General features: G+C 53.4%; 12 protein-coding genes and 2 tRNA genes. All 14 read right to left on the minus strand.

The window, feature by feature from the left end:
- Position 1 precedes the first annotated feature (1 nt).
- The gene (tilS, locus tag ACVBDQ_RS12675; protein ID WP_042381755.1) at positions 2-1,396 is read right to left on the minus strand and encodes a tRNA lysidine(34) synthetase TilS; all 1,395 of its coding nucleotides are present in this window, start codon (positions 1,394-1,396) and stop codon (positions 2-4) included.
- 68 nt (positions 1,397-1,464) lie between these two features.
- On the minus strand, positions 1,465-2,439 hold the full coding sequence (locus ACVBDQ_RS12680; RefSeq protein ID WP_011229574.1) for a serine/threonine protein kinase: 975 nt from the start codon (positions 2,437-2,439) through the stop codon (positions 1,465-1,467).
- Complete coding sequence (locus ACVBDQ_RS12685) at positions 2,402-3,178, minus strand: vWA domain-containing protein (protein ID WP_020754013.1); 777 nt, start codon at positions 3,176-3,178, stop codon at positions 2,402-2,404. The genes ACVBDQ_RS12680 and ACVBDQ_RS12685 overlap by 38 nt, the downstream gene beginning before the upstream one ends.
- A 29-nt stretch (positions 3,179-3,207) precedes the next feature.
- Positions 3,208-5,688: a stage II sporulation protein E gene (spoIIE, locus tag ACVBDQ_RS12690; RefSeq protein WP_011229572.1), complete on the minus strand. Its 2,481-nt coding sequence runs from the start codon at positions 5,686-5,688 to the stop codon at positions 3,208-3,210.
- Between the two features lie 197 nt (positions 5,689-5,885).
- Positions 5,886-5,957: transfer RNA gene (locus ACVBDQ_RS12695), tRNA-Glu, on the minus strand.
- Positions 5,958-5,969: 12 nt separating this feature from the next.
- Positions 5,970-6,046 (minus strand) — tRNA-Met (locus ACVBDQ_RS12700).
- Positions 6,047-6,219: 173 nt separating this feature from the next.
- Positions 6,220-6,618, minus strand: a complete 399-nt coding sequence (locus ACVBDQ_RS12705) for a S1 domain-containing RNA-binding protein (protein ID WP_011229571.1) — start codon at positions 6,616-6,618, stop codon at positions 6,220-6,222.
- A gap of 118 nt (positions 6,619-6,736) precedes the next feature.
- On the minus strand, positions 6,737-7,108 hold the full coding sequence (locus ACVBDQ_RS12710; protein ID WP_014194581.1) for an FtsB family cell division protein: 372 nt from the start codon (positions 7,106-7,108) through the stop codon (positions 6,737-6,739).
- 16 nt (positions 7,109-7,124) lie between these two features.
- Complete coding sequence (gene yabQ, locus ACVBDQ_RS12715; protein ID WP_012820453.1) at positions 7,125-7,757, minus strand: spore cortex biosynthesis protein YabQ; 633 nt, start codon at positions 7,755-7,757, stop codon at positions 7,125-7,127.
- The gene (gene yabP / locus ACVBDQ_RS12720; RefSeq protein WP_012820452.1) at positions 7,754-8,059 is read right to left on the minus strand and encodes a sporulation protein YabP; all 306 of its coding nucleotides are present in this window, start codon (positions 8,057-8,059) and stop codon (positions 7,754-7,756) included. Before yabP ends, yabQ begins: the two co-directional genes overlap by 4 nt.
- A 122-nt stretch (positions 8,060-8,181) precedes the next feature.
- Entirely contained in the window at positions 8,182-8,463 is a 282-nt protein-coding gene (locus ACVBDQ_RS12725; protein WP_012820451.1) for an RNA-binding S4 domain-containing protein, read from the minus strand.
- Positions 8,464-8,476: 13 nt separating this feature from the next.
- Positions 8,477-9,937, minus strand: coding sequence for a nucleoside triphosphate pyrophosphohydrolase (mazG, locus tag ACVBDQ_RS12730; protein WP_012820450.1), 1,461 nt, complete (start codon positions 9,935-9,937; stop codon positions 8,477-8,479).
- Positions 9,938-9,943: 6 nt separating this feature from the next.
- A complete protein-coding gene (locus ACVBDQ_RS12735; protein WP_013143966.1) occupies positions 9,944-11,494 on the minus strand; it encodes a putative polysaccharide biosynthesis protein in 1,551 nt (516 codons plus the stop codon).
- Positions 11,495-11,767: 273 nt separating this feature from the next.
- The gene (gene spoVT / locus ACVBDQ_RS12740; RefSeq protein WP_011229564.1) at positions 11,768-12,304 is read right to left on the minus strand and encodes a stage V sporulation protein T; all 537 of its coding nucleotides are present in this window, start codon (positions 12,302-12,304) and stop codon (positions 11,768-11,770) included.
- Positions 12,305-12,390: the final 86 nt, after the last annotated feature.

The raw sequence follows: 12,390 nt of genomic DNA on the forward strand, positions 1-12,390 counted from the left end.
CCTAGCTGTTCATCGCCTGATATTGCAGCAAAATATAGCGAGCTTGCCCACGGTTTTGCGCTTCGAAAGCCGATTTTTTCAAGCCAGGCACCCAAAGGATGCGACCGTCGGCATCTTCGACAATCGGCCAGCGATCCCTTTCCATCCGCGGAATTTTTGCTTCAATGAAAATTTCTTTCAATTTTTTCGTGCCTCCCGTCCCCTTGAGCACCATCCGGTCGCCGCGCCGACGCGTCCGCACGCGGAGCGGCAAGGAGACGGAAGCAGGATCCACGACGAACCAATCATTCCCGGCCTGCTTTCTTGGATAGTGTTCCCCAAATTCACTGATGATTGCATAGCCGTTTGGGAGGGGCAATAGCGCCGGAACCGGCAGTTCAAACCAATAGCCTTTCTCGCCGCTTTCTGCGTCAAAAGTAAACAAACAGCGGTCGTACGAGCGAATCACTTTGAGCCCTTTTGGCAAATCGATCATTCCGGAAGGGCGGCCGCGCTCACAAAGCATCAGTATATGGCCGATATGTACGGAAGTCAATGTCGGCGGAACGCCGCCATAAAGACGGAGAAGCAACAGCTGCAGCACCCGGCGCTGCAGCGGTCGCGGCAGCTCCAAAAATGGTCCGATGGAAAGCGCCGCATCGCGATGTTGTTTTTCCATTACTTTATTCAGCGCGTCCGCGGCTAATTCCTCCAAAAATTGCTCATCTTCCGCCATCATTTCGCTGTATTGCTGAAACCGCTCGTGCAGGCGCGGATTTTCCTGCCGCAGCAACGGGACAATATGATGGCGGAACCGGTTGCGCGTATAATCGTCTTTTTCATTGCTCGGATCGCGGCGTGGAGACAGCCCCATCTGCCGGCAATACGCTTCAATCTCCGCCCGGCTGACAGCCAAAAACGGACGGATGAGATAGCCGCCGTGAAACGGCCGTTTGACGGGGATACCAGCGTATCCTTTGCTTGTGCTGCCGCGCACAAGCCGCATTAAAATCGTCTCGACTTGATCGTCGCCATGATGGCCTACGGCGACGTACCCCGCTTGATGCTTTTCCATCAGTTCGGCAAAAAAGCGGTAGCGGCAGATCCGCGCCGCCTCTTGGGCGCCGAGACCTGCGCTGCGCTGAAAGGCCGGGACGTCGATTTGCGCAGTCTCACATAAAATACGGCGCTCCACGCAAAAACGTTTCACAAACTCCATCTCTTCTTCTGACTCCCGCCCACGAAACATATGGTCAACATGGGCCGCTATGACCTGAAGCTTCCATTCGTCGCGCAGCGACAAAAAAACGTGCAGCAACGCAAGCGAATCCGGGCCTCCGGAGACGCCAACGATGACGGCCGCTCCTTCTGAAAGCAGTTGATGCCTGTGGATAAAGGCGCGCACTTTGTCGATCATCCGAGCCAACCTCTTTGCGTTTCTTTCAGCTTCATCGTAACACGTCCGCCCTGTTTTCTCAAAAAAAATTACATCGCCAGCTGCCAATATATATAAAAGGCATAGGCGCCCAGCAATGCGGCGGCGATGACCACCGTTTCGACAATCCCTCTCGCTTGGCGGCGCCGTTTCACCTGCCGCCCCGACCGACGGCTTGGCACTGCCTTTCTTTCGTTTTCCGCCGATGTATGGCGGGAAGAGGCGGCCAATAAGTCGCGACGCATATCGGCCGCCTTTCGATATCGGCCGTCAAGCGCCTTTTGCAGCACCTCCTTGTATCGGGTTAAAAAGCGGTCCGTTTCGATGATGGACAACAGCTGCGCCCGACCGTCACCCTTTTTCTCAATCGGCCCCGGGCAGCAAGAAGAAATCATCACCATCGCCGCCGCAAACAAGTCGTAAGATGGCTCCGCTTTGCGCGATCCAAGCCCCCAATAGCCGCGGTCATACAGCTCAGTAAACTCTTTTACCGCCCTTCCTTGCAGCGTCGTCCCGCCCACATCAAGCAACCGAACCGACGGCGGCGACCCGGTAACGATCAAATTATCCGGCTTTAAATCCCCAAATACCCATCCTTCTTGATGAAGCCGATCAAGCACCGACAACAGCTGCATCACGAGCACGGGCGCCCATTCTTTTCCACGGCGGCGGATGAAAGCAGCGAAATTCTCCCCTTCAATATACTCCATCACATAAAACGGGATCGTCTCCCGCGCAAACGGGCTTTGCCAGTCATCGGCTTCCAGCAAAGAAGGCCCGAGGGCGGCTCCCTGGACCTTAGCAAAACGGCGCAATATATTCATTTCCGATGCCAATGACGCATAGTCATCGCTCAACTTGACGGCGACGCGAGTCCGGCCGTTCTCCGCCAAATAGACGACGCCGTTCGCCCCGCTGCCAAGCCGCCGCAGCAGCCGGTAGGAACGGCCGTGCCATTTCCCAGTGATGACCGTACCAGGCGGCAAATTACAAAGACGATTCTTCGATGTATGGCTCATCGCCATCGCCGATCCAGCTCCTTAACGACCGTTTACGCTCAAAATAGGCGATTGCCTCACGCAGCGCCGGTCCGGTCGGCGTCAGCCCGCCCGACGCCAATTTCGGAAAGATAGTGGACAACTCTTCAATCCTTGGCGTCCAGTCGATCATTTTTTCGGCGTGCGCCCGTTTTCCCGGGAAGATGAACACCGAAAAGCGGTTTTCGCCCATGCGCGCATTTAAGCTGAGCGATAAATCGATGAGCGCCTCTTTGACGGTCGGCAGTTTTGTTTTCATGCTCCCGCTCGTATCGATCAAAATGAGCACATCAAGGGCAACCGTTTCCCCGAGTTCATCGACGACTTCCATCACTTGGCCGCGCTTGTCCGGCGGCAAGTCCTCAAGCGAAACGTCAGAACCAAAGATTTGTTTCAACTCGCGATTGACGAGCCCTTGCAACGTCTGAGTCATCGCTTGGCGCGTCACCATTTGCACGGTTTGCGACAGCTGTTTCGCGTACACGACTTGGCTCATCCCGCCGCCAGCCGCGGCGATCGCTTCAATTTCCCGCCGTCCGTTTTCATCCATCGCACCTTGGTCCAAGATGCCGATCACGTTCACCGTAATGCCTTGCTCACGGGCTAGCGCCGCCATGGCGGCTGGGTCCTCACCATGGTTGGAGCAGCCATCGGTAATGAGCAAAATTTGCCGCAACGTTCCCTTTCGCACGTTCGTTCCCCTCCTTGGCGAATGTATTACCATCATCGCCGCAGGGGAACGTTTTTATACGCTAGCTATTGCGCCTTTTTCATATACATGTATGCCGGAATCGTCGCCCATTTCGGCGTATTGTGCCGAACTTTGGCGACAACGACGGTCATATCGTCTTCAATCTCGCCGCCGCATTGGCGGATCACTTCTTCCATGATCAAATCGGCGACTTCCTGCGGGTCGTTCGTCTTTAATTCTTGAATTTTCCGCTTCATCCAAACATCATGGTTTTCGACGTTCATCGGCCCTTCAAACACACCATCGCTCATCATAATGAGCAAGTCGCCCGATTTCAGCTGCTCGGTGACAACGTCAAATTCCACTTCTTTAATGATGCCCATCGGCAAGTTGCTCGCTTCCACTTTCATCACCTTGTCACCGCGCTTAATAAAGCTTGGCGTCGATCCGATTTTCAAAAACTTCGTCGCCGCGTTTTGCAAGTCGATGATGGCCAAATCCAGCGTCGCATACATGTCTTCTGTCGTCCGCAATGCCAAAATCGAATTGATCGATTTGATGGCAATCGACTCGTCCATTCCCGTCTGCAAAATCTTTTGCAACAGGCGCAGCGTCTCGCGGCTTTCGTCATGCGCCCGCTCCCCATTGCCCATGCCATCGCTGATGGCAACGGCGTACTTGCCGGTAGCAAGTTCAATCGTTGCATAACTGTCGCCAGAAATGAACCCCCCTCCTTTGGCGGCAAACGCGACGCCCGTTTCGACGACGAACGCTTTCGTCGAGCCGAAGGCGACGCGGCAGTAGCCGTTCGGGTAGGCGGCGCACTCTTCGCGCTTGACGACGATCGTCTCTCCCAAAATATCTGACAGCATCGGCGCAATCAGTTTTTCGCACTCACCCCGCCCTTCGCAGTAAGGAATGCTCATTTCAATATCGATATTTCCTTTTTCCAAACTGTAAATGTCGACATGGCCCACTTCGATGCCAAACTCTTGCAGCGCATGGTAAATTTGTTCTTCCTGCAAATAATGGTTTTCCTGTTCTTTCTGCATTTCTTTGGCGAAATCGTCCATCACTTGCGAAACGCCCAACAGCTGTTCAGCGACAAGCTTCCGGCTTTCGTGGATTTGCCGTTTGAGCTTGCGGTTTGCTTGATAAGCAACCATCTCTTTTTCAATCGCGTCGACGACTTTGCCGGCCTTGACGCAATACCGCTCCCACTCGCGCAGCAACTGATGGTTTTGCGACAATGTTTTTTCGTCCGCCTCGCCCATCATTTGCTTCATGTACGCATAGGTTGTACGAAAGTTGTCCGCCCAGCATTGCGTCTTCTTAAAGCACGTTTGGCACGTTTTTTCCGTGATGTCGCTCAAAAAATAGTCGACTTCACGGTCGCTGTATTCATTAGCATCCGGAAGCGGTTCGGGCGAAAAGCTTTCCGCCAGCGCCTGAAAGACGTTGGAAAACTGCGAGACGCGTTGCACCGTCATATCGCGGATTTTCCGGACGTATTGTTGTTGCTCATTTATATATTCTGCCGTGCCGGGAATGTATTTGGCGATTTTCTCCGTCAGTGAACGGGATGTACCAAAAAACAGCATAATTGCGATGCCGGATTCAAACAGCGTCGGCACAAGCTCACTCTTCCCTTCGCCGTATAAACCAAGCAACAGCGTCGCGACGAGGAGGCCGAACGCCACCCCAAGTTTTTTCCCTTCCCTCAGCAACCCGCCAAGCAGCCCGGCGAAAGCAAGCAAACTCATTTCCGACAAGTTGCCGACATTTGCCAAGCTCAGTACAAGCCCGGTGACAACGCCGACGGTGGAGCCGGTCGCCGCTCCGGCGACAAACGCGAACAACAAAACGAGGTAGCGCGACATCACATGCTCAAGCGACAAACCGTACACAGCCCAACCGATCATCCCGGTCAACATCGAGGCGAGCAAAATGATCAACGAAATGATCTCTTCCGCTCGCAACGCATGTTTATGCTTCTGCACTGTCAACAACGGGATGCTTTGCATAAAAATCAAGGTCAATACAAGCGACAGCCCGGCTTCGACGACCGCCATGGCGGCGCCGTAGACCGATCGCTCTCCGAGCCAATAATAGGAGATCAGCCATTTGGCGGAAAGAGACAGCACAAACACAACAAATGGAACGATTTTCAGTGACTCACTGATCACCCTCCGCACCCATCCGTAAATAAAGAGAAAGCCAAAAATGGAAACGCCGACAAACAGCGCCACATCAAGCGACAGCGTCAAAGCACCGGCCAACAGCGAGATCAACGCAAAAGCGGCCTTGTCGCGGCGCAGCATATAGACCGAAACGAAAAATGGCAAAGCGAACGGGGTCAGCTTCGATAAAATCAATGCTCGTCCAAGCAAAAAGCCGACAAGAAGAAGCAAAAAGCCTTGATGGATGAACAGATGACCGAGGCGCAGCTTCACATGGCGCATCCAGCGCGACACCGTTGCTTGCGTGTCATGAATCGGCACTTCCGAAATGCTGCGGCGCACCGTCCCTCTTTCTACTCTTTCCATTCCCGATCCTCTCCTTTACCTTTCTATTACCCCCTATTATATCGCTTGAATTGTCAGAAATTTGTCAAAACCACAGAGAAAAATAAAAAATCGTTCGACGTTTTCCACGGCAAAACGCGGTCAACAGGCTTGTTCCGACAGAAAGAGACAAAAAAGAAAAACGAGCATGTCGCTTGATGGCGCATGCTCGTTTGCGATGACCCGTACGGGATTCGAACCCGTGTTACCGCCGTGAAAGGGCGGTGTCTTAACCACTTGACCAACGGGCCATTTTGGATTGTTGGTGGCGGTGGAGGGGATCGAACCCCCGACCTCACGGGTATGAACCGTACGCTCTAGCCAGCTGAGCTACACCGCCGTGTGACAACAGTTTATATCATAACGGAGGAGATGACGATTGTCAATACATATAGGCGGAAAATGCAGAGGGGAAATATATCCTCTTATTCCATACAGAAACAAAAAAGCATCCATAGCGACGGATGCTTGTTTCCGAATTTGTCATCCTTCAAACAATCTTTCAGCAGCAAGTTACCCTCGTCTCGCTCCACGACCTCCCCGCTTCGACTCCGTATGACGGCGCAGCGATGCCAATCGGTCTTCACTCTCTTTTAAGAATCGGCTGATTTTTTGTTCTAAGCTGTCCGCCGCGGAGCGGTCGTTTGTCCGATGGCGCGGCCGCTGCGAAGAAGGCGTGTCTTTTGCTTTGCGAATGGACAGGCCGATTTTTCCATCTTGACCGACGTTGATGACTTTGACATACACCATATCGCCGACTTTCAGATGATCGTTGATGTCTTTGACATAGTTATCGGCTACCTCGCTAATGTGAACGAGTCCTGTGACCCCCTCCGGCAGCTCCACAAACGCCCCAAATTTCGTAATGCCCGTGACCTTGCCTTGTAACTTGCTGCCTACTTCAATCGACATAAAAAAAGTGCTCCTCCTTAAAACGCTTTAAAGATGGTGTTTTTTTTATTATAGCGAATGAAAAAAATGCGTGTCAATATGACGAATGCCCATAGAAAACGGGCATTCGCAGGCAAAATTATTTTTCCGGCAAGACGAAAATAATTTCTCCATCTTTCGATAAGTAATATTTTTTCCGCGCCAGCTCGGCGATATAGTCATCATCATGCAACTTTTTCATTTCCTCTTTCAGTTGCTTTTCCTTCCGTTCAAGCTCCGCAAGCTGCTCTTTCAGCTTTTGCTGTTCCGCCGTTTTTGCATCGATCGCCTTCGCTTGCGAGTGCAAGGTGTAGACAAGAGCGGAGGCGAATATCGCAAACAACAACGACCAGACAACCAAACGGACAGCGACAACCCGCCGTCTTCTCGCCGCCTTCTGCTTTTTCTCCTCATGCTCCGCTATGTACGTCGACGACAGCTTCGTCACATTCGTTCTCCGGGGCACGTTCATCGCGTTTACACCTCTTTTACTCGCGCCATTTCGCAAACCACATGCTTATTTTCTCTTTTGTATTCTTGATTTGTCCAGCAAATCCTTTTAAACGTCGAAAAAATTTTTCCACCCCGGCTCGTCTTTGCGGCGGCACCCGCCGCCAAATCATGATGCCCGTCCAACGCAGCGGAGCAAGCAAAAGGCGGATCATCTTCCAAACAGCCAGCAGCACAAACCGAACGATCCACAACAAAAGCCGCCAAGCGAACAATAGAAGTGCCAGCGCCATTTGCCCAAGGAGGATGAGCGGGCGCATGACCATGAGGCGGAACAGCTGAACGAGCGTCTGTCCGAGTCTTACCGCCAGCCCAATGAACCACTCGAGCACCCGAACATAAAAGGAGCGGAGCAAGCTTTGATAAGCGGCATATCCGCATAAAAGCGCGAGAAACAAATAAAAGCGAAGCTCGCCTTCATTGACGAAAAGAAGCACATAAAACACGATGAGCGCCTGCACCGCCCAAAACAGCACGTCATTCACAAAGACGAGCCAGTGCGCCCGCTCATGCCGTTTCAACATCCGGCTGTACGTATCCCACGCCAGGCCAAGCCAGCCGCCCATGCCAATCATCGCCAGCATGGTGTACAGCTGTATGCTGACATTCATTTGAACAACTTGCTAAAGAATCCTTTAGCCTTCTCCTGATGGTCATCTAAATAAACGAGGTCGAAAATGCGCCCTTTAATCGAAACAACGCCTTTGTCGACATCTAAGTTTTTCATCTGCAAGTTTTGCCCGCGGATGGCCAAAAAGCCCATGACCGTCTCAAGCAAAAACTCCTCGTTGTCAAAGCTCTCGACTTGTTTCACCCCGGTGATGTCAAGAAGGCGCCGGCCGCGCATGATCACATCATGTTCCTGGACCGGACCTTTGTTCGTGCTTCCGCCAAATTCATCGTGTCGACTCATGTTCATCCCCCGCATTTCCATTTAGTATAGAAAGCCGGCAAGGCCAACCGCCTTTTCTCATCCGTTGTTTGTACCATATGTATGTCAGCGGGGGATGGTTTAGAACAAGCCTGCAGGACAAATTAGACGTCGTCTTGTTCCGGCGCCGGGGTGGTCCGTTCTTCGCGGATCAATTCGTACAGCCCGGTTGCCTCCTCTTTTTTCGTTGTTTCTTTTAGATCCGTCACTTTTACCGTTACCCGCTTTTGCCCAAATTGAATCGTCAATTCATCGCCGACTTTCACATCGGAGCTCGCTTTGGCGACATGGCCGTTGATCCACACTCTCCCTTGATCGGCGATTTCCTTCGCCAACGTGCGGCGTTTGATGAGGCGGGACACTTTTAAAAATTTATCAAGGCGCATTGCATGATCCCCCTTACCGTTCGTTTTCTTTGGCTTCTTCCCAAAAACGATCGAGTTCGGCAAGCGAAAACGAGGTGATCGACCGGCCGCTTTTTCGCACTTGTTCCTCGATATAAGCGAAACGGCGGGCAAATTTGTCGTTGGCCATTTGCAACGCTTCTTCCGGTTGAATCCCGTAATAACGGGCAAGGTTGATGAGCGCGAACAATAGATCGCCAAACTCGCCGACAAGCCGATCGCGACGGCCGCCGGACGTTTCGGCTCGAAACTCGGCCATTTCTTCTTCGACTTTTTGCCATATCGGCGCGGCATCATCCCAGTCAAACCCGACTTTCGCCGCTCGTTTCTGCAGCTCGTACGCCCGCATCGTCCCCGGCAGACTTTTCGGAATGTCGGCAAGAATCGATTCCGAAAGCCCGCCTCCTTTTTCTTTCTCCTTGATCTTCTCCCAGTTGGCAACGACTTGTTCGGCCGTCTCGGCCGTGACATCGCCAAACACATGCGGGTGGCGTCGGATCATTTTCGCCGTCAGCGTGCGGATGACGTCGTCGATCGAAAACAACCCTCGGTCGGCGCCGATTTGCGCATGGAGCATTACTTGCAGCAATACGTCGCCGAGCTCCTCGACCATATGATCATCGTCACCCTCGTCAATCGCCTCGAGCAGCTCATACGCCTCCTCAAGCAAATAGCGCTTCAGCGACGCATGCGTCTGCTTCCGATCCCATGGACAGCCGTTCGGCCCTCTCAGCGTGGCGATGACGCGGCGCAGCGTCTCAAACCGGTGGTAAAGCAACGGCTCGTCCTTCACCGGCGGCACGTAGACGCTTGTCAAGTTGTCAAGCCCCGTCTCGCGGTCCAACTCATAAAGCGGCACGCGCTTTACTTGCTCGTCCTTCGTGCCTGCCGCGGTGACAATGTAGATCGGGTAATCGTCGGGAAGCTGCTCCATCAAAGAAAGCTTCACGTTCGAGGCCACAAACGAATCGTACACTTGACAAAAAACAGCATGCAGTGAAGGCGACCATTCTTCTCCTCGAAAAGTCGTCGCATCAAGCAACTGAAACCCTTCAATTGGATCGATGCGCACCGCCGTAAACAGCGCATCCAAAAAGCTTTGACCACCTTCGATAACGATTCGGCAGACGCCGCGCCGCTCAGCTTCGAAAAGAAGCTGCACCGTCCGCTCGGCAACAAGCGGATGGCCGGGAACAGCGTAAAACACATCGCCGCGCTTCGCCTGTTCCGTCAATTGATCAACGATGTCAGCGTACACATCAGCAAACTGCTCGTGTTTTTCATACACTTCATCAAATGACGTAAACGCAATCCCTTCCTCCGTAAGCCATTTGACCACCGGGTGTTCTTTCGTCCGCAAAAAGAGCGGATGCGCCCGCTTTAGCTTTCGGTACACACCGATCGGCAGCTGTTTTACATCTCCGGCGCCGAGGCCGAACACATAAATCGTATTCATCGCCGATCACCTGCCTCCTAATCGTAGACGGAATTTATTAGCCAATGGGAGAGCTGCCAACTCCTGTTCAGAAAAAACATGTCCTTTCACAATACACGCAAGGTAAACGACAGCACCGATGGCAACGCCGCCAAGCGCCTCGGCAGCCGCCCATAGCCGCCCCTCGCTCGAGCTGTCCATCAGCCACCTATACCCATGCAAGACGACGGCCATCATAGCGGCCGCTTTCACGGTTGGGTACATGTATTTCCGGCCCGCCGTCCGATATTCACGCGGCAAAAAGGCGCATAAAAAGCCTGCCATGAGCGCATAAGCACCCGTCGTCGCCGCGGCGGCGCCAAGCGCTCCAAACCGCGGAGCAAGCCAATGCATAAGCGCGGCCTTCCCCGCCACTGCCAACGCCACGCCGGCAGCGGCCGTCCATTCCCTCCCCATTCCTTGCAATAATGCAGAGGCGGTCAACGCGATCGTAGTAAAAAAGACAGAGGAGGACAAGACGGCGAGAACCGACGAACCGTAGTCATTCTCGAACAACATCGCATTGATCGGTCGAATGAGGCAAATGAGCCCTAACGAAGCACCAAGCCCAATGACAACGGCAAGCCGGATGGACAGCGCTCCATAGGCGAAAACGGCACCTTGGCGGCGCGCTCCGGAAAGAAGTGGAACAAGCGCCAATGAAAACGACGTGCCGACGACCGTGCCGAGCTGAATGAGCGGCTGACCGCGGTCGTACACTCCTTTTAGCCGCTGCACCTCATCGAGCCTTGCCCCCGCTTCCTGTAGAAGCGGAACGAATAAAAATGAATCGACGAGTGGAATCAGCGTCAACGCCATATTCGTCAAGCAAATGACCGTCCCCGCCGTCAATAAACGCCGGCCCACCTGTCGATCCCAAGCTGGCGGCGTGCGGCCCGACGTTTTTAGCCGCCGACGCCGGGACAGGAAGAAAAGCAAAATGAAAAGCGCCGCCGCCATGCCTACTAGCGTCCCTGCGACCGCTGCCATGCCGCAAGCATAGACGTCGGCGCCGCGCTGCACCGCTCCATACGACAGCCCTAAAATCGCCGTCACCCGGACGAATTGCTCGCCAACTTGGGACGCCGCTGTCGGCGTCATATCATGCCGCCCTTGGAAATAGCCACGCAACAATGCGATGGGCGGAAACAGCAAAAACGAAAATGAAAGCAAGCGCACGAGCGGCGTAAGCCGTCCATCGCCCATCGCCGAGGCAATCACCCCCGCCCCTAGATACAGCGAAGCAAACAGGATGACGCCAAGGACGCTTAACACCAACAAGGCGACGCGCACACTAGCGGCAGCGCCCGCTTCATCCTGTCCCGCCAACCGCTCGGCGACAAGCTTCGAGACGGCAACCGGGTAGCCGGTCAGCGAGAGTGCGACGACGATGCCATAAATCGGGTACACTTGTTGGTAAATATAAAAACCAATGTCCCCGACCATATTTTGATACGGAACACGGTACAAAGCGCTTAATAGTTTCGCGGCCAAAGCGGCGGCCGTTAAGATCGCCGCCCCTTTCCATACGTTTCCCATCCAGTTTCTCCCCTCGCATAGACAACCCACTCAACCTAGACGCCGGAGGGCGATAGAAGCCGCCAAGCGCCATTATGGCTACGCTCGATATTATAGCGCAACTTCCGCCTGTTGGACAAAGGTGATGGTCAACTCGCACGGCTTCATGCGCTGTTCCGCAAGCCAAGCGGACGAAAAAGCAGGATGTGGAAGCGATTCCGGGATTCAAGGCATCTCGCCCCCATTTGCCGGGCGGAAAAAAAGGCAGCCTGTGAAGCTGCCTTGTTGTTTCGCCTATTGTTCCATTTGTCGAGCCAAAAAGCTGGCGGCTGTTTCTACTGCTTTATGCTCCACTTCACCAAGCGTTTTCTCGCGCGATAAAATGATGACTGCTCCGATCGGATCGCCGTTGGCGACAATCGGGCCGATCGTATACGACTTCAACGTTTCCGTCATCCCGTCAACGAGCTCGACTTCCCCTTCCTCCGTATGGAGGATGGAATTGCGGTCTTCCATGGCTTTTTCCACCAACGGGCTGACGCTTTTGTTCATATACTCTTTTTTCGAAACGCCGGCGACAGCGATGTATACATCGCGGTCGCAAATGAGCACAGGCTGGCCGAGGCTGTCAAACAGCGCTTCGGCGTACTCTTTGGCAAAGTCGCCTAATTCACTGATCGGCGAATATTTTTTCAAAATGACTTCTCCATCGCGGTCAACAAATATTTCGAGCGGATCTCCTTCGCGAATGCGCAACGTTCTGCGAATTTCCTTCGGAATGACAACTCTCCCTAAATCATCAATGCGACGAACAATACCGGTTGCTTTCATGCCTTGTATACCCTCACTTTCATCTAGGATTTGAAGGATACTCCGATGAACCCTTTCAATGGGGAATTCACCATTGTTGTCATTAG

The organism is Geobacillus sp. CCR (genome assembly GCF_052906625.1).